Source organism: Vibrio tritonius (assembly GCF_001547935.1).
Taxonomy (GTDB): domain Bacteria; phylum Pseudomonadota; class Gammaproteobacteria; order Enterobacterales; family Vibrionaceae; genus Vibrio; species Vibrio tritonius.
This window is the reverse complement of sequence record NZ_AP014636.1, coordinates 1,687,606-1,704,571: the sequence shown is the minus strand read 5'-3', so window position 1 is coordinate 1,704,571 and position 16,966 is coordinate 1,687,606. Positions and strand designations below refer to the sequence as shown.

The 16,966-nt window shown below is 44.4% G+C and carries 17 protein-coding genes; 5 read left to right on the top strand and 12 right to left on the bottom strand.

Annotation, left to right across the window (positions count from 1 at the left end; all coding sequences use genetic code 11):
- Positions 1–129: 129 nt before the first annotated feature.
- Positions 130–846, bottom strand: coding sequence for an NUDIX domain-containing protein (locus JCM16456_RS22880; protein ID WP_068718840.1), 717 nt, complete (start codon positions 844–846; stop codon positions 130–132).
- A gap of 294 nt (positions 847–1,140) precedes the next feature.
- Between JCM16456_RS22880 and pncB the strand changes: the two genes are divergently transcribed.
- A complete protein-coding gene (pncB, locus tag JCM16456_RS22875; RefSeq protein ID WP_068718838.1) occupies positions 1,141–2,448 on the top strand; it encodes a nicotinate phosphoribosyltransferase in 1,308 nt (435 codons plus the stop codon).
- Positions 2,449–2,652: 204 nt separating this feature from the next.
- A complete protein-coding gene (locus tag JCM16456_RS22870; RefSeq protein ID WP_068718836.1) occupies positions 2,653–3,810 on the top strand; it encodes an amidohydrolase in 1,158 nt (385 codons plus the stop codon).
- Between the two features lie 53 nt (positions 3,811–3,863).
- Here JCM16456_RS22870 and JCM16456_RS22865 read toward each other — a convergent pair whose 3' ends face one another.
- From JCM16456_RS22865 to JCM16456_RS22840, 6 genes are read right to left on the bottom strand one after another with little or no spacing between them, the layout of a single operon-like run.
- Positions 3,864–4,541 carry an HAD family hydrolase gene (locus tag JCM16456_RS22865; protein ID WP_068718834.1) on the bottom strand — a complete coding sequence of 226 codons (678 nt, stop codon included), beginning with the start codon at positions 4,539–4,541 and terminating at the stop codon, positions 3,864–3,866.
- A gap of 5 nt (positions 4,542–4,546) precedes the next feature.
- A complete protein-coding gene (locus tag JCM16456_RS22860; protein ID WP_068718832.1) occupies positions 4,547–5,566 on the bottom strand; it encodes an ABC transporter ATP-binding protein in 1,020 nt (339 codons plus the stop codon).
- Complete coding sequence (locus JCM16456_RS22855) at positions 5,563–6,345, bottom strand: ABC transporter permease (RefSeq protein WP_068718830.1); 783 nt, start codon at positions 6,343–6,345, stop codon at positions 5,563–5,565. The genes JCM16456_RS22860 and JCM16456_RS22855 overlap by 4 nt, the downstream gene beginning before the upstream one ends.
- A complete protein-coding gene (locus JCM16456_RS22850) occupies positions 6,332–7,228 on the bottom strand; it encodes an ABC transporter permease (RefSeq protein WP_408068397.1) in 897 nt (298 codons plus the stop codon). Before JCM16456_RS22850 ends, JCM16456_RS22855 begins: the two co-directional genes overlap by 14 nt.
- A complete protein-coding gene (locus JCM16456_RS22845; RefSeq protein WP_068718825.1) occupies positions 7,228–8,031 on the bottom strand; it encodes an alkaline phosphatase family protein in 804 nt (267 codons plus the stop codon). The genes JCM16456_RS22850 and JCM16456_RS22845 overlap by 1 nt, the downstream gene beginning before the upstream one ends.
- Before the next feature lie 10 nt (positions 8,032–8,041).
- Positions 8,042–9,091: an ABC transporter substrate-binding protein gene (locus JCM16456_RS22840; protein WP_068718823.1), complete on the bottom strand. Its 1,050-nt coding sequence runs from the start codon at positions 9,089–9,091 to the stop codon at positions 8,042–8,044.
- Positions 9,092–9,310: 219 nt separating this feature from the next.
- Here JCM16456_RS22840 and JCM16456_RS22835 point away from each other — a divergent pair, with 219 nt between their 5' ends.
- Positions 9,311–10,033, top strand: coding sequence for a UTRA domain-containing protein (locus tag JCM16456_RS22835; protein WP_068718821.1), 723 nt, complete (start codon positions 9,311–9,313; stop codon positions 10,031–10,033).
- On the opposite strand, the gene JCM16456_RS22830 is transcribed toward JCM16456_RS22835, so the two are convergent.
- The 5 genes from JCM16456_RS22830 to JCM16456_RS22810 all read right to left on the bottom strand — a co-directional run bounded on the left by JCM16456_RS22830 (position 10,034) and on the right by JCM16456_RS22810 (position 14,954).
- Positions 10,034–10,705, bottom strand: a complete 672-nt coding sequence (locus tag JCM16456_RS22830) for an HAD family hydrolase (protein WP_068718819.1) — start codon at positions 10,703–10,705, stop codon at positions 10,034–10,036. It lies immediately after the preceding gene.
- Positions 10,706–10,826: 121 nt separating this feature from the next.
- Positions 10,827–11,456: a glutathione S-transferase family protein gene (locus JCM16456_RS22825; RefSeq protein WP_068718817.1), complete on the bottom strand. Its 630-nt coding sequence runs from the start codon at positions 11,454–11,456 to the stop codon at positions 10,827–10,829.
- A 3-nt stretch (positions 11,457–11,459) separates the two neighbouring features.
- A complete protein-coding gene (locus JCM16456_RS22820) occupies positions 11,460–12,497 on the bottom strand; it encodes an NADP-dependent oxidoreductase (RefSeq protein WP_068718815.1) in 1,038 nt (345 codons plus the stop codon).
- Positions 12,498–12,572: 75 nt separating this feature from the next.
- On the bottom strand, positions 12,573–13,160 hold the full coding sequence (locus tag JCM16456_RS22815; RefSeq protein WP_068718814.1) for a TetR/AcrR family transcriptional regulator: 588 nt from the start codon (positions 13,158–13,160) through the stop codon (positions 12,573–12,575).
- Positions 13,161–13,250: 90 nt separating this feature from the next.
- Positions 13,251–14,954, bottom strand: coding sequence for an RluA family pseudouridine synthase (locus tag JCM16456_RS22810; RefSeq protein ID WP_068719145.1), 1,704 nt, complete (start codon positions 14,952–14,954; stop codon positions 13,251–13,253).
- A gap of 151 nt (positions 14,955–15,105) precedes the next feature.
- On the opposite strand from JCM16456_RS22810, the gene dmeF reads away from it, so the two are divergent.
- Positions 15,106–16,050, top strand: coding sequence for a CDF family Co(II)/Ni(II) efflux transporter DmeF (gene dmeF / locus JCM16456_RS22805; protein WP_068718811.1), 945 nt, complete (start codon positions 15,106–15,108; stop codon positions 16,048–16,050).
- A gap of 2 nt (positions 16,051–16,052) precedes the next feature.
- Positions 16,053–16,469 carry a MarR family winged helix-turn-helix transcriptional regulator gene (locus JCM16456_RS22800; RefSeq protein WP_068718809.1) on the top strand — a complete coding sequence of 139 codons (417 nt, stop codon included), beginning with the start codon at positions 16,053–16,055 and terminating at the stop codon, positions 16,467–16,469.
- Positions 16,470–16,966: the final 497 nt, after the last annotated feature.

Genomic DNA, 16,966 nt, shown 5'->3' with positions numbered 1-16,966 from the left:
GGTATCCGTTGATAGAAAAAGGTATGCGGTCGGAAACGCTCCGACCCAGAAGTGTGTGATTAGTATCACACGCTTATTGAACAGAATCTACTCAATTAAAGGATTTTGTTACACCCGAGTTATGTTTTATTAACCACGCAAACAGGTTTGGAAGTAGCTGACTTCTTTATTATTTAAGCGATAAACCGTGGCAGGTTTGCCTCCGCGGCCCTTATTTGATGAAGCCAATTTATTTGCACTGACGATAACACCTGTATCAATCAAGCGACGCTTAATTGTCATCCGGTTTACATCCACGCCGAATTTCGCATAAGCATCAATAATGTCGGCCACTAAAAACTCTTTTTCTAAAGAGAAGAGCACGACAGAGGTATACTCTACGGCGGCGCGCAATTTGCTCCAAGCATGTTGAACTTGTGACGTGTGATCAAACGCTAGGTTGAATTTACCGTGGAGCAAATCACTCAGTTCAAACCAATCTGCACGTTCTTTATCCATTCCTGAATTTTCAATCTGTTGCACGTTTGAAGGATTCAGTAGAGCATAGTGAGAAATACTGACGCTCCATCCATCAGGGTCTCGCTTAGGGTTACCGTTTACGATAGGGTCACTGATGTAATTAGGATAGGTGTGGATCTTCTGACGGCAAATGCGTCGCCGAGCTGAGTCAAAATCGTCATCAGCGGGTTCGCCTCCTTTTTCAGCCCAATCTTCATCATAAACTAGCCCACCAGGCAGTGCCCATTTACCACAGTCTGGGCGATTTGGATTCTGACGTTTAACCAGTAGAACTTTGATGCCATTGGTGGTGAGACGTAGACAGACCAAATCAATTGAAACAATCATATAAAATCCCTAATTATTGATGGCATCATTCTAGGCAAGCTGGTCTTTGCGGTCAAATGTAAATAACGATTTGTGACAAACTGATTTTTACATTTTGTCACTTTTAGGCTGAGATTGGGTAAGTTATTGCAATAATTACATTTACATGTAACAAATATGGAACATTTGTACGTGTTTTTATCATTTGGGTTTGTCACATAAGTTGACAAACCTCTTAAACTCTTTTATTGTCCAACAAAAGTTAGCAACATAATGTTACTAACGTGATGACACAGTGAAATGAAGGACGGCAAAATGAACTCTCGCCTGTTTTCTCCACACATTATTCGCAGCCTGCTGGATTTGGATGCTTACAAGATCAACATGATGCAAGCGATCCATTCGTTATATCCTGATGTTCAGGTACGTTATGAGCTTATTGTTCGTAGCGATGAAGATGTTAGTGAACTGCTTGAAGAAGTTCGTAGTGAAATTAGTCAGTTATCCTCTCTGCGATTTTCTGACGCGGACATCGTGTATCTTGCACAAAGCTCGCCTCACTTGAAGCATGCCTTTCTTCAATCATTGCGTTATTTCCATTTTCAACCGGAGCGTCAAGTGCGGTTCGGTGTGATCAAACACGATGGTAAAGAACAACTGCGCATTGGTATTGAAGGCTCTTGGCGCGATACTATTTTGTATGAAACAATCGTTATGTCGATTCTTTCTGAAGTGCGTAGCCGTCGCCGTTGGGCTGAAGTGCCTCAGTCGCTGCCAATAGAGATTCTGGATGAGAAAATTCAGAAGCTAAAGGCGGAAATCAAACGTCGTGGTATTACTAACTTCTCTCTAACGGAGATGGGGACTCGTCGTCGCTTCTCTGGTCAAGTACAGCGTGATGTGATGGCGTACTTGAAACAGGAAATTCCAGAACTGCTTCTTGGTACGAGTAACTACCACTTTGCCCGTGAGTTTAATCTAAAGCCGATTGGAACCATCGCTCATGAATGGTTTATGGGGCATCAAGCATTAGTTAACGTGAAAGACTCACAGCGTGTTGCTTTAGAGCAATGGTTGAAAGCATTTGATGGCCAACTTTCTATTGCGCCAACTGATACCTTGACTATCGATACCTTCTTAGAAGATTTCAATATGCATTTGGCCAAGGCTTACGATGGTATTCGTCATGATTCAGGTAACCCGTTTGTTTGGGGTGACCGCATGATTGAACATTACGAAAGCATGGGGATTGATCCAAAATCGAAAGTGTTCATTTTCTCAAATGGCCTTAACTTCGATGAAGCGTTAGAGCTGTGCGAATACTTTGCTGGCCGCGTGCGTATTTCATTTGGTATCGGTACGTTCCTAACCAATGATTTAGCTGGTTGGAAAAATGCGCAAGGTGTGGCTTACAAGCCTCTATCCATCGTGATTAAATTGACCGAATGTAATGGTCGTCCGGTGGCGAAAATCAGTGATGAGCCAGAAAAGGCGATGTGTGAAGATCCGATTTTCCTCGCTAACCTCAAACGTCGTTTTAATATCGACCTTGATGTTGATGAGCTAATTGCTGAATTAAAGCGTCAAAAAAGAACCAAACGACAATACATAGCAGCAGCATAATTGCTGAAAAGTGATTTTAGAAAGCCCCGTTAACTGAGTTGATGGGGCTTTTTTCATTCCAGTTTGTACCCAGCCTGAATGGTCAGAGAGTTCAGTAGCTAAAACCGATGTTTACACTGTAAATAGGAGGCTGGCTTTCGATATCATTACGCGATAACGTATTGTTTAGTCGTAAGTTAAAGATAGCGTAAACAAGGATAGGTTATGCAGGATATGGATTGGCAAGAGTGGCGGCATCATTTACATCAGCACCCAGAGCTATCGTTCCAAGAGGTGCAAACCGCAGCGCGGATTAAACAGTGGTTTAGCGCTTATGCACCTGATGAAATGCTAGAAAACCTCTGTGGATCAGGAATGGCGATGCTCTATCACGGTGTAGAAGATGGGCCTGTGACCTTGATTCGCTGTGAGCTTGATGCGCTACCCATTCAAGAGAAAGGAAGCGCAGTTTACCGCTCTTCTACTCCCGGAGTGGCACATCTCTGTGGCCATGATGGTCATATGGCGATGGTCTGTGCTGTGGGTGCTCATCTCTCTGTTCATCGTCCTCAAAAGGGGAAAGTCGTGTTGCTGTTTCAACCGGCAGAAGAGACGGGGGAAGGGGCGATTGCCGTAGCCAATGACCCTCAATTTGCCGAACTTCAACCAGACTACGCTTTTGCGTTACATAATTATCCCGGATTGGCGTTAGGTGAGGTGGCGATCAAGGCTGGGACGTTTAATTGTGCCTCCGCTGGGATGATTGTTCATTTAGATGGCAAAACCTCTCATGCAGCGCATCCAGAAAATGGTATTAGCCCGACCTTGGCGCTAAGCGAGTTACTCAAAGAATTTCCTCAATTGCCTGCTAAAGTTGCGGAGCGAAGCTGGGTAACTGTGATTCATGCAAACTTGGGAGAAATTGCTTTTGGAACGTCTCCGGGGCATGCGGTACTAATGGTCACTTTGCGTAGTGAAAGTAACCAAGGAATGGCAGCTTTGAAACAGCAGGCGGAACAGTGGGTAAAAAGTGTTTGTACTGCTCATCAGTTAGGATGGCGTATCGATTATCAAGATGTATTCCAAGCCAGCGTGAATTCTGCGCAAGGTGTTCTTGCCGTTGAGCAAGCATGCAAGGCGCTTAATATTCCATGCCATACGTTAGCGGAGCCGATGCGTTGGTCTGAAGATTTTGGTGAATTTACCCGTATAGCAAAAGAGGGCGCTATGTTTGTGTTGGGCAGTGGTGAACACTCTCCCCAATTGCACAACGAGCATTACGATTTCCCAGATGCTTTGCTGCCAGTTGGCAGTTCGCTGTTTATTCAGTTGTTAAGAGAGATTCATCAATTAGATGTGGCAGAGCCCGGCAGCAAGGTTTAGATCCTCGATTTGTTTAGAAAAAAAAGATGCCAGCTTAGCTGGCATCACAGAGATTAAGCTGAATAGGGTTCGTGTGACCAAGACAGAACATGCCAATTCGGAGTGTGGGCGTATTCCGCCAGCAAAGGATCAGGATTGATGAGGTAGGCATAATCACTTTGCTGACAAAGAGGCAGGTCATTAATCGAATCGGTGTAGAAATGGGTGGCACTGACTGAAGCCGAATGTTCTTTTAACCAGTTTTGTAACCGCAGCACTTTGCCTTCGCGATAAGAAGGGATTCCCTCAATCTTTGTTGTATAGCGGCCATGTTCGACTTTCATGTCGATACCCAGTGCGTGTTCAATACCCAAACGTTTCGCCACCGCCTTGACGATAAAACTGACCGTAGCAGAAATGATCAGCATAGGCGTTTGATTGTGCGTGAGTTCATCAATCAGAGTGTGCGCTTGTGGAAAAACGCGCCGCATGATGTCGGTCTCGACATACTCATCAACCAGTTGATCAACCTCTTGAGTCGAGAGCTCAAGAATAGGGGTCATAGCAAACTGAAGATACTGTTCCATATCCATCTTGCCGATGGCATACAGCCCCATCAGCTCTTTATCGCGACGGAGAAAATCAGGGTCAGCGATTAACCCTTTGGCAAATAAAAATTCATTCCACAGCATGGAGGTATCACCATCGATTAGGGTATCGTCCATGTCGAAAATATACAGCGGTTGAGACATACAGATTAGGCTCTCACAGGTTGAATTTCATTTAAATTGAACAGCAATTCTAGTGGGGTACCACGTTGCATGAGTCGCTCTGATGAGCGGTTAAGCAAATCAACCGTCAGTTCGCATTCTGCAAGGGATACTCGATAACGAATGACGTTTCCGAGCAGTTGATGATCCAATACGGTTGCTGCGTGAGGCGATGAAATATGGGGTCCATAGTTTCTGCCTGCCTCTTTTACGTAGATAGATTCTGGTCTCACTGCAACCATCATTTGGGTATTTAAGGCAAACATGCGATTGGCCAGCGGCGCATCAATCAAATTGTAGTTGCCCATAAATCCTGCCACAAACTCATTTGCTGGCTGATTATAGATCTGTTCTGGACGACCTTGCTGAACGATTTTGCCACTATCCATTAAAAAGATTCGATCAGACATGGTCATCGCTTCTTCTTGGTCATGGGTAACAAATATGGTGGTGAGATTGAGTTCTTTTTGAATCGTGCGAATTTGCTCACGCAGATGACGACGGATTTTGGCATCGAGAGCGGATAGCGGTTCATCAAGCAGCAAAATTCTCGGTTGGACGACAAGAGCTCGTGCTAACGCGACCCGCTGTCTTTGTCCACCGGATAATTGGGCTGGATAGTCTTGTTCTTTTCCGTTGAGTTCCACCAGTTCGATAACACGCTTTACCGCAGTAGTGCGTTCGGCGGCTGGCACCTTCTGCATTTTCAGACCGAAGGCAATGTTTTGCTCAACCGTCATGTTGGGGAAAAGCGCGTAAGACTGAAACACCATGCCAATGCCACGTTTTTGCGGCGCAAGATGAGTGATGTCTTGACCATCTACGATGATTTTTCCGGAATCCACAGGATGAAGACCAGCTAGGCTTCGTAGCAAAGTTGATTTACCACAACCACTTGGTCCCAGTAGGGTGATGAATTCACCTTGCTCAATTTGAAAATCGATATGGGAAAACACCGTATGTTCGCCAAATTGTTTGGCGAGCTGCTGCGCGCAAACGTAACTCATGATTTTGCTCCTATACGGCCGGCAAGCCAGGTAGATAGAAAAATGAAGAAGAAGTAGGTCATTACTAATGCTGATGTGTAGTGGCCGCTTTCTTGACGAACGCTATAAAGATAGATTTGCAGTGTTTCAAAGCGCGTGCCGACCAATATGTTGGCGAAGACGAACTCCCCGAGTAAGAAAGAGAACGACAAAAACAGCGATGCCATCAGTCCCTTTTTAATGTTCGGCAGGACGACTAGGAAAAAGGCTTTAGGCGTACTGGCTCCTAACAGATGGGCCGCGTCCATCAGATCACGTAGATTGATGGCAGAGAAGGCGTTGGCAATCGCGCGATACATAAAAGGCAGCGCGATAGTGAAATAGGTGCCAATTAAAATCCATGGCGTGCCAATAAGTGAGATATCGCTGTCGGCATAGATTTGTAGCATCCCTACCGAGGAGACGACCGGCGGCACCGAAAAGGGCAGCAGGATCAGCAAGTTCATTAACTTATCCAATTTAGGAAAGTAATAGAACACAACAAAAATCGCCGGCAATATCAGTAAGGTACTTAAGATTAATGCGCTAAAGCAGATCAGTAGTGAACGTCCAAACGCCCAGAGAAATCGTGGGGTGCTCAGTAATTTGTGAAACCATTCTAAGGTAAAACCTTCAGGTAAAATGGTCGCACCCCAATGGGTGGATAGGGAGTAGGCTAACGTGGCCAAAATCGGAATCAGTAGTACACCGATAATGGTGAACACAATGGCTTTATGCACAGCAAGACTAGTGTTTCCCATGATAACTCCTTGCGATTAACCATTGATTGATGGCGGTGATGCACGCGAGCAATACAATCAAAACCACGGAAATTGCCGCGGCTAAGTTTGGCTCAAGGAAGAGATCCCCAGCAACAAGGCTCGCGATACGAATCGTGATCATGTTGTAGTTGCCACCCGTTAACGCATAGACGCTGGCATACGCTCCCATCGCGTTAGCAATCAAGATAATAAAGGTTCCTAACAAGGCTGGAGCCAGAACAGGGATCGCCACGTTGCGCCAATATTGCCAATGCGATGCGCCAAGCAAGGCTGCAGCAGATTGCCAGTCATCATCTAAGGCATCAAATGCGGGATAAAGCAGCAGCGCAGCGAGGGGAATTTGGAAATAGATGTAAATCAGTAATAAGCCCCATTGGCTGTAGATATTGAAATCGTCGATTACGCCCCACTGTTTTAGGAGCAAAGTGACTGCACCGTTAGCGCCCAAGATGATGATAAAAGCAAATGCCAGCGGCACACCGGCAAAATTGCTGGTCATATTGGTGAAGGCCACCACAGCGCTGCGCAGACGACCGGGGATGCGTCTTAGTGAGTTCACGAGCAAAGTGGCAATCATTAAACCGACTAAACTCGACCAAAATGAGATAGACGCACTGTGGCTAAATCCTTGTTGGATAAAGGGCGAGTCGATGATTTGGCCATAGTTGTCTAGTGACCACTCATCGTCGACTTTAAAGCTGTTGACGATCACCCACAGCATCGGAGCGATTTGAAACAGATAAAAGAAGATGGCAAACGGAGAAAGACAAAGCGCTGGCTTGAAGCGAGAAAATTTGGGTTTGTTCGACTCAGCTTTGACTTCATCTAACTCTGAGGGTGAAGACAGGGATGGCCATTTCATCATACAAGACCCTCGCGCGGGGCGGGTTTATCATGTTCCAGTCCGAGTGCGTTGCACACCAAACCACAAATCTCGGTTTGTTTGATATCGGCTGGTGTATGGGAAAATGCCGAGCCAATCAAAAAGAGTGGAACTTCACGTTCACAAGCCAACACTCCACCATGACTGCGGTCATTGTTCATACCATGATCACTGGTGACCAGTATTTGATAACCCTCTGCTAACCACGTTGGCATTAGGTGAGATAAAATCACATCCGCCATTCGAGCCGTATTTCGATACTGCGGTGAATCAAGGCCGAATTTATGTCCTGCATCATCGATGTTCATTGGGTGAATCAGCAAAAAGTCAGGTTGATATTGGCGTCGTAGATATTCGGCGTCTAGAAACAATGCTTCATCAGGATAGTGATCCCAGTGATAAAAGCAGCCATGTTGAATATTGAGGGTGTCATCGTGAGTGACGCGATCGCGAATGGCGTCGTAAGGCGCTCGGTTATAAAGCTCACTGACCCAGTGATAGGCCGCGGCTGCCGTGATTTTGTGCTGGTTTTTGGCGAGACTGAAAATCGACTCGAAATGTGATAAGCGCACAACATTGTTATTGGTTATGCCGCTTACTACTGGTGGAACGCCCGTAAGTAAACACTCATACAAAGGACGTGATAACGACGGAAGTTCACTTTGAACCTGGTGTAACGTTGCTTGCTGTTGTTCTATTAACCCTTGCAAGTAGCCCATGCAGTCATGGGCTACTTGATAATTGAGTCCATCAAGAACAACAAGGATAACCTTATTGCTCATAGTGCTACCTCTATTGTTGGTACATCATTACTTGTTCTTGCCATTGACGCGCCAACTGGCGAGACGATTTTTCCCAAGCAGTAAAGTCTTTAATAGGGTGAACATTTTTGTATTGTTCGTTTGGTAGCAATTTCGCTTGAATCGATTCAGGCAATTTTACATTAGTGCGAATAGGGCGGGCGTAGCCTTCAGCTAAGTTGATTTGGCCAGCATCACTAAAGATGTATTCGCGAGCCAATTTGGCCGCATTCGGATGTTGAGCGTATTTATTGATTAGCGTTGCGTAGCCAGAAATGATCGAACCTTCTTTAGGAATACTCACGCTAAAACGGTCGTGATCAATTTGGTCACGATAGTTCAGTGCGTTGAAATCCCACATGATAGCGACTTCAATTTCCCCTTTTTCTAGGTTAGCTACTGAAGGATCGGCAAGTGATAAACGACCTTGTTTTGCCAGTTTGGCGAAGAAATCCATACCCGGTTTTAGGTTCTTTTCACTCCCACCAAATGCCATTGCTGCAGCGAGAATAGCGTTGTTGGCTTGCGCTGCAACACCCACGTCACCGACTGCTACTTTGTAGTCACCGTCGAGCACATCTTGCCAAGATTTTGGAGCATTCTTAACCAGTTTATTGTTCGAGATAAAAGCGATCGTGCCTGTATAGCCAAGCGCCCAGTAACCCTCTTTGTCTTTAGCCCAATCAGGAATGTCATCCCAAGTGGTAGGTTTGTAGGGTTGTACGACACCTTTGCTTACCGCAACTTTGGCAAACGCGAAACCAACGTCACCGATATCCGCCGTCGCATTTTTCTTTTCAGCAGCAAATTTAGCAATTTCTTGGGCCGAGCTCATATCCGTATCTTGGTGTTTTAAACCGTATTTGGTGTTGAGATCTTGCCAAGTACCTTTCCAGTTTGCCCAAGAATCTGGCATGCCAACGCTGTTGACTGTACCTTCTTGCTGAGCTTTTTGGATTAACGTTGTGACATTATCTTCAGCGTGAGCGGAAGATATCAGGCTAAAAGCCAGTAAACTGGCCGTAAACAGTGTGTTTTTCATGATAGTCGCCTTCCATTGGACTAGTTCAGTTTGTTCCTTTTTTTACACTATAGAACGATTGTGACAGGATTAGTGCGTTTTTATTAAGCGAAAATGAAGATGAACTGATTAAAATTCATTCTAATCTAGCGTTTCATATAACTTATACAAGAAATTCATATAAGAATTATAAATTATCTATATTATTAGAACATGAGTCTGGACTAGGTCAGGGTGGAGATGGTGTTATCAACAGGCGCGCCAGCCAAAATTAGAGATGTAATACGTGAGCGAATTATTTCAGGCGGTATGACGTCAGGTCAGAAACTGCCCTCAGAGCGTGAGATGACGGAGCTGTTCTCCACCACGCGCGTCACCTTAAAAGATGCCTTAGTGGCGTTAGAAACAGAAGGTTTGATTTATCGTGAAGAGCGACGTGGTTGGTACATTTCACCGCCGCGTATTCGCTATAACCCTTTGTCGCGAAGCCACTTTCACAAAATGATTCAAGAGCAGCAAAGAATCGCTGAGACAAAAATTATTTCGGTAAGAACAGATATTGCCCATGGCGAAATCGCTCAAGCGTTAGAACTGCGAGCCTTTACGCCGGTACACATCATTGAACGCTTACGTTATATCGATGGTCGGGCAGTACTGTTTGTTGAAAACTGTCTGATTGAAACCTTATTTCCAGGCATATTGCAGCAAAATATCGCTGCTTCATTGACCGAGCTCTACTCTCGTCACTACGGCTATGAGACTCAGCGATCTCGTTTTCAAGTGATTCCAACCGCAGCTCCCGCTCATGTTGCCAAGGCGCTCAATTTGGCAGCAGGTCAGCCTGTACTCAAAATTTGTCGAGTTAACTACAAAAGTGATGGGCAGATTATGGATTGTGAGTTTGAATATTGGCGCCCTGATGCGGTGATGATCACCATCGACAGTCAGGGCGATATCTACTGATTACTCAGCGGTGGCGAGCTGAGGTTGTTTAAGAGATTGAAGAACCGCAGTGAGGGATGGCAATACGGTATGACCGAGCTGTTTTATCTCTTCAGTCGGTGCAACAAGATCAGGAATCTGGTAGGTGATCATGTTCGCTGCGACGGCTGCTAATACACCATTATTGGAGTCTTCAAACGCTAAACACTGGCTTGGTTCGACATTGAGGCGCTCAGCTGCGAGCAGGTAGATTTCTGGATCCGGTTTACCGCGTTTGACTTCACAACCTGTGCTGTAAGAATCGAAGTATTGATCTAATCCTGCCAGTTGCAATTTTATTTCAGCGATCTCTTTACGCGTTGAGGTGGCCACTGCGGTTGGAATACCGCTCGATTTCAACCATTTCAACAAGTCGATAACCCCATCTTTTACTGGAATCGCTTGAGTGGTCACGACGGCATCATAACGAGAGCGCCATGCTTCATGTAGTACTGGGTAATCAAGTTCTGGACCATAGCCATCACGTAACACCTGTTCGATACCAGCCGCATTTCGGCCGATGATATTAAGATAAACATCTTGTAAAAAAGGCACATTGATAGCAGTACAAGCTTGCTCAAAGACCCGCATACACACACGTTCAGTATCGAGTAGCAAACCATCCATATCGAAAATTGCAGCTTGGAATTTCATAACACCAGTATAAATAGAAGAATTTGGTGAACATTGTCACATAAAGTGCTTATTAAAGAAACGACAAGACACCTCGGAAGGTGTCTTGGTGTAAGAGATAATCACTCGGTAGTGCTTAATATTAAGCCACGTTTTGGTCGTATTGTGCTTCCAGTTGGTTGGCTTTTTGGAACAATGGTAATGCCGCCAGATTCACATAGTAACGTTTCAAGTTAGGGTAACTATCGAGTTGTCCGAGCTGCGATAATACTTCAGGAATGAAGGACATCATAATATCAGCCCCAGTTAACTTGTTGGCGACAAGATAAGTTTTGTCTTGAAGCTCTTGGTTTAAGTAGCCAACCACTTTTTCTAATTCGATTTGTGAGTACTTGTCGAGAAATTGAGTTGGGGAACCATCTTTCGCCAAAAATATTTTTAACAGTAGCGGTACCATGGCCGAGCTTTCGGCAAAGTGCATCCATTGTAAATAGAGCGCGTAGTCTTGTGTGCCGCGCGAGGGAGCAAGTTTATCGCCAGCATACTGGTCGATGAGATACTCTGTAATCGCCCCAGACTCTGCTAAAACAAAACCGTCTTCATCAATCACCGGAGATTTTCCCAATGGGTGAATCGCACGCAGTTCTGCAGGGGCAAGTTGGGTTTGGCTATCGCGTTGGTAGGCTTTAATTGAGTAATCAATCCCTAATTCTTCAAGTAACCAGATAATGCGTTTAGAGCGAGATTTATTAAGGTGATGTAGGGTTATCATGGATTAAGCCTCGATAGGTTGGTTAATTTTAACGACCAATTTGCCAAAGTTTTTTCCTTCCAATAGGCCGATAAAAGCATCAGGTGCGGCAGCTAAGCCTTCAACCATTTGCTCTTTGTATTGGATTTTTCCTTCTTCAACCCATTGTCCCATTTGTTGGGCAAACTCTGGGTAACGATGGCCATAATCATCAAAAATGATAAATCCTTGCACTTTTATGCGCTTAATCAGCAGTAAGCCCATGAGTTTAGATGAGCGGTCTGGGCCTTCTGGTAGGCTGGTGGCGTTGTATTGAGACACCAAACCACAAAGAGGAATACGTGCTTTAGCATTAAGTAAAGGCATCACTGCATCAAATACTTTTCCGCCGACGTTTTCGAAGTAAACATCGATTCCTTTATTACATGCTGTCGCCAAATCCTGTGCGAAAGTAGGAGACTTGTGGTCAATGCACGCGTCAAAACCTAACACTTCTGTCGCGTAACGGCACTTCTCTTCACCACCTGCGATACCAACCACGCGACAACCTTTTAGTTTGCCTATTTGTCCCACGGTGGCGCCGACAGCTCCAGTAGCAGCTGCCACCACAATGGTTTCACCTTCTTGTGGGGCACCAATATCGAGTAATCCCATATAAGCGGTAAAGCCTGGCATACCGAGAATGCCTAACGCGTAAGACGGCTGTTCTGGGTTGTTACCTAATTTCAATAATCCTTCACCATTAGAGATTGAATACCCTTGCCAACCTGAGTAAGACAACACCCATTCACCAACCGCAAAATCGCCATTTTGGGACTGTTCAACCTGACATACCGTACCGCCGACCATGGTATGGTTGAGTTCAACACCTGCTGCATAAGACTCAGCATCACTCATGCGGCCACGCATATAAGGGTCAAGCGATAAGTAGATGGTTCTTAAAAGAACTTCACCTTCTTTTAGATCACGCACCGGAGCTGATTCGAGACGAAAGTTAGCTTGAGTTGGAGCACCAACAGGGCGAGATGCTAAAACGATGCGTTGATTTTGAATACTGCTCATAAATGAGCCTCCTTTATTAGACCGGTCGTCTAGTTGTGTAGGGTAAAAAATCCGCTTTTTTAAGCGGATCAATAATTAGTTACCGTTGAGCCATTGCTCAGTGGTTTGTAGCGCGAGTTGCAAACTGGAATCATCCTGACGAATTTTATTAAGTAAGCTTGCTCCAAGCCATAAATCATACAGTCGCTCGGCCATCACATTGCTATCTAATGGGCTGATATCTCCGGCTTTTATGCCATGTTCGATGCAATCAGCAAGCATAGCAATAATCTTATTGGTCCCTTTTAGAAAGACTAACCGCATTGGCTCGGAGAGATCCGTGACTTCACCTGCTAACTTGACGACTAAGCACTGCCCTTGATCACATTGATTACTGTTGTGTTCAGCCCAGTAATGCCAGTAGCGCATGATGCGTTGATAGAAATTGCCATCCGAGTGGTAAAACAGGGCATCGATTTTTTCAACATAGCGAGCGAAGTAATCTTCTAACAAAGCTTCGCCAAATTGTTCTTTAGATTGAAAATAATGATAAAAGGATCCCTTGGGTACATCGGCATTCTTTAAGAGTTCTGCCAGTCCCATCCCGGTGAATCCTTTTTTCGCGACAAGCTGATAGCCCACGTCGAGGATATGTTGTCGAGTATCGAGTGTTTTACTGTTCATATTGGTAACTATAGTTGAGAATAGACCAGTCGTCTAGTCTGTTTGCTAAGCATTTTTTCGAGAGGCTTCCTTGCTCGTCGCTTGGTTTTCTTAGAAGTCGGGCTTGGCGGTAAAAGTCATCGGTTGTCGAGTATATGGATGAGTAAAGCTAAGCTGCTCCGCATGTAAATGGAGGCGATCAGCTTTTGTTCCATATAGGTCGTCACCTTTGATTGGTAAATTGAGCCCCTGACTATGTGCACAGTGTACTCTCAATTGATGGGTTCGGCCGGTATGAGGATAAAGATAAACACGGCTGCTGCCATCATTTTCTTGAGCGATACATTCCCAGGTGGTTAGTGCCGGCTTACCGTGTTCTAAACAGACAATTTGACGTGGTCGATCGTTTAAATCACCTCTCAACGGTAGAGTAATTTCGCCGTGTTGTTCGTTGACTTTCCCGCTAAGAATCGCAACGTAGCGTTTTTTCACTTGTCTTGTAATGAACTGTTTTTGCAGTTGTTTATTGGCTCGTTTAGTCAGTGCAAATACCAGTAAACCTGAAGTTGACATGTCGAGGCGATGTAACACAAATAGCCCTTCTTTATCGGAAAATCGCTCCGTCAGACGAGTTGCTACTGAGTCTTTGATGTGAACGCCAGGAACGGAAAGTAGTTCGGCTGGTTTGTTGACGACAACAATCGCTTCATCTTGATAGAGGATTTCAATTTCTTTATCTTGCGCTGGATTTTGCAGTAATGGGTTATCGTCCAGAGTCATGTTTTTAAGCATATGAGAAAGAATAGGAAAACACTTGTTCTGGCAAGCTGGATAGTATTTTTTGTGCTGACGAATTTCAGATTTTGGCGATTTACCCCACCAAAACTCAGCCATGCAAATAGGCGTAAATTGATGCTTAAAGGCATACTGCAGCAGTTTGGGGGCTGCGCATTCTCCAGAACCCGCCGGTGGTGTCAATTTGGGGAACTCAGCAAAAATATCCAGTAATGATTTGGTTTCTCCAGAGCAATTTAGTAGTTGATATTGCTCAAAAAGATGTTGTTGAAGTTTTGCCGAGCGATGCTTGCGCTCTTGCTTCAGATCGGCTAGTTGGCTTTCAAATGCTTCGATCTTAACATTCACTTCATTGTGTATCTGCAACCAATGAGCTTTAAGCTCTTGTTGGCGACGTTTCTCTGCGACACTTTCACGTGCCAATTGCGCTAAGCGTTCTTCCTGAAGGGAATTGGGGCTATTTTGTGCAATGGATTCTCGTTCAGCCTTACGAAGTTTTCGTTGCTCAATAATGGTGAGGCGTAGAGCTTCAGTTTCTTGTTGAGCCTCTTTTTCTAACCTTGCTAGCTGGCGCAGAAGATGTTCACGCTGTTGGCTTTGCTCTAAAGATTTCACTTGCTGATTAATTGCAGCGATTTCGTCTGCCTCTTGACGAAATAGCGTTGCTCCAGAGAGTCGATCGTAAACGGGCGGAACAAATCCTGGTTGAATGAGTTGATCGGCGAGTAGTCCAGAAAAAGCAGACAAAAAACCCAGTGCACCTTGCGCGTTTTTTACCACTAATACGCCAAACATTTTTCCATTGTAATCACCGTTTTTCTCATCGAGACGACCTTCACTATCTAAACCAAACGGATGCGACCAATCACTCTGTTCGAGCAAATGTTGCTGAAGCTGTTTAGCGGCCATTTCACATAGTGGGTGCGGTTCGTAGCAAAATGGATAAGTAAACTTTTCCGGTAGTGCTATCGCAGAGACATCAGATAAGAAAGGTGTGAAACAAGAGTTTTTAGATTGCATGGCGTAATTGTAGGCACTAGTGGTTGAGACGCAGGCATTGTACCGATGCAAGATCGAAATGCCAGAGGATTTAAATTTATCAATGAGTAACTTTACTTTGATAATCAAACTAACTAGACTTTAGAAAATTTGATAATCAAAGTATTTAACCATGGCTACGACTCTTTGTTCGAAATCACATACCTTTTCCTATAGTAATACCGAAGGGGAAAAGCAAACCCTTTATGTCCTGCTTTTAACGGTTATTACCATGACCGTAGAGATAACCGCAGGTTCTCTATTTGGTTCCATGGCGCTGCTGGCCGATGGCTGGCATATGGGCACCCACGCCGCTGCTTTCTGTATTACCCTTTTTGCGTTGCGTTATTCTCGAAAAAACCAGGATTCACGCCACTATTCTTTTGGCACTGGTAAAGTGAGTGTACTGGGGGGCTTCACTAGCGCTGTTGGGTTAGAAATTGTGGCGCTATTGATGGTGGTGGAATCCATTCATCGCTTATTCAGTCCTCAAACTATTGAATTCAATGAGGCGATTTTTGTTGCGGTAATAGGCTTGACGGTCAATGTAGTTAGTATGTTCCTATTGCATGACCATCATGACCATCATGACCATCATGACCATCATGACCATCATGACCATCATGAGCATGGACATTCCCATGCTCACCACCATGAAGACCACAATATTAAAGCGGCTTACATGCATGTCTTGGCTGACGCTTTAACCTCGGTGTTGGCTATTGTTGCTCTGATTGTGGGGAAATATTTAGGTTGGGTATGGCTTGATCCTATTATGGGTATCGTTGGTGCATTAGTCATCACTAAGTGGGCGTGGGGTTTACTACGTCAAACGGCGCCAATATTGCTGGATGCTCAAGTAGATGAAAAATATGAGCAACTTATCCTAGCTAAAATTGTTCAAAGTGGAGCGACCGTGCAAGATCTCCATATGTGGAAAGTGAGTGCTAATCATTATGCAGCGATGATGACGCTGGTTTCTGACAACGGTAAAGATGTCGCCTTTTTTAGACATGAGTTAGAAGAATTTGATAAGATCAGCCACTTAACGATTGAGGTACAGCCATCAGGCAGGTAAAGATGCAGCCATTAGCCGACTTAAATAATTTGCTTACAGAGTTCTATGACAAGATGTCGTCGTGGGAACAAGCGGTCGTGAAAGATACTCCGTTCTCCTTGGCACAAGTGCACACGTTAGAGGTGCTTGGCAGTCACGGCGCTATGCGGATGAAAGAGTTGGCTAATCGTTTGGGTATTACGACGGGAACGTTAACCGTTCAAGTGGATAAACTGGTTAAAGCCGGTCTTATTGAACGTCATTCTTTAGAAGGCGACCGCCGCTCTATTTTGGTTGCGTTGACAGATGAAGGCCAGCAGGTCTTTCAAACACACAATGTGTTGCATCTCCAGTTAACCGAAGATCTCACCCGCCACTTTTCACCTGAGCAGCAGCAAGTATTAAGTGACATGTTGCGCCAGATGAACCAAGAGTTTTAATCCTTTCATTGCCATAGGTCACAAGTGGTTTTTCAGATTCTAGGTTTGTGACTTTTATTATGGTCTGTTTTTCTAGCGCAATCACGAAAGGTATCGTCATTCGTGCTTTTGTCCAGAAGGGAGCTTACTGATAAGCTCTTATGCCGTGTTACTTCTTTTCAAACTATTTTCAAATCAGTGTTTTGCTTAATAGTGCTACCCTCTCGAGGGCACAGAATTTTGAGGTTTCTTCGGTGTATTCACACAATTGATATTAGGCACTAAAATATTATTGTTTATAAAATGTGATATTCCTCCATTGTTTAATGCTCTATTGTAAATTTACTGTCAGAGGATTTGGCTTGTGTCATGGTTTTGTTTGCTGGTTTAAAATATTAATCATTAATTAGATATCTATCCAGAATAATTAAAATATATATTTGTAATTTTTATATTTAATTCTACAAATGAAAATTGACCGTAAAATTACAAAGTAAAAATACAGTTAAAACTATTAA

Excerpts from the sequence above, each read along its gene's own strand:
- JCM16456_RS22880 (WP_068718840.1), bottom strand. The coding sequence starts at position 846 with ATGATTGTTTCAATTGATTTGGTCTGTCTACGTCTCACCACCAATGGC.
- JCM16456_RS22825 (WP_068718817.1), bottom strand. The coding sequence starts at position 11,456 with ATGATAACCCTACATCACCTTAATAAATCTCGCTCTAAACGCATTATC.
- pncB (WP_068718838.1), top strand. The coding sequence starts at position 1,141 with ATGAACTCTCGCCTGTTTTCTCCACACATTATTCGCAGCCTGCTGGAT.
- JCM16456_RS22870 (WP_068718836.1), top strand. The coding sequence starts at position 2,653 with ATGCAGGATATGGATTGGCAAGAGTGGCGGCATCATTTACATCAGCAC.
- JCM16456_RS22835 (WP_068718821.1), top strand. The coding sequence starts at position 9,311 with ATGGTGTTATCAACAGGCGCGCCAGCCAAAATTAGAGATGTAATACGT.
- dmeF (WP_068718811.1), top strand. The coding sequence starts at position 15,106 with ATGGCTACGACTCTTTGTTCGAAATCACATACCTTTTCCTATAGTAAT.
- JCM16456_RS22810 (WP_068719145.1), bottom strand. The coding sequence starts at position 14,954 with ATGCAATCTAAAAACTCTTGTTTCACACCTTTCTTATCTGATGTCTCT.
- JCM16456_RS22850 (WP_408068397.1), bottom strand. The coding sequence starts at position 7,228 with ATGAAATGGCCATCCCTGTCTTCACCCTCAGAGTTAGATGAAGTCAAA.
- JCM16456_RS22830 (WP_068718819.1), bottom strand. The coding sequence starts at position 10,705 with ATGAAATTCCAAGCTGCAATTTTCGATATGGATGGTTTGCTACTCGAT.
- JCM16456_RS22820 (WP_068718815.1), bottom strand. The coding sequence starts at position 12,497 with ATGAGCAGTATTCAAAATCAACGCATCGTTTTAGCATCTCGCCCTGTT.
- JCM16456_RS22800 (WP_068718809.1), top strand. The coding sequence starts at position 16,053 with ATGCAGCCATTAGCCGACTTAAATAATTTGCTTACAGAGTTCTATGAC.
- JCM16456_RS22840 (WP_068718823.1), bottom strand. The coding sequence starts at position 9,091 with ATGAAAAACACACTGTTTACGGCCAGTTTACTGGCTTTTAGCCTGATA.
- JCM16456_RS22860 (WP_068718832.1), bottom strand. The coding sequence starts at position 5,566 with ATGAGTTACGTTTGCGCGCAGCAGCTCGCCAAACAATTTGGCGAACAT.
- JCM16456_RS22845 (WP_068718825.1), bottom strand. The coding sequence starts at position 8,031 with ATGAGCAATAAGGTTATCCTTGTTGTTCTTGATGGACTCAATTATCAA.
- JCM16456_RS22855 (WP_068718830.1), bottom strand. The coding sequence starts at position 6,345 with ATGGGAAACACTAGTCTTGCTGTGCATAAAGCCATTGTGTTCACCATT.
- JCM16456_RS22865 (WP_068718834.1), bottom strand. The coding sequence starts at position 4,541 with ATGTCTCAACCGCTGTATATTTTCGACATGGACGATACCCTAATCGAT.
- JCM16456_RS22815 (WP_068718814.1), bottom strand. The coding sequence starts at position 13,160 with ATGAACAGTAAAACACTCGATACTCGACAACATATCCTCGACGTGGGC.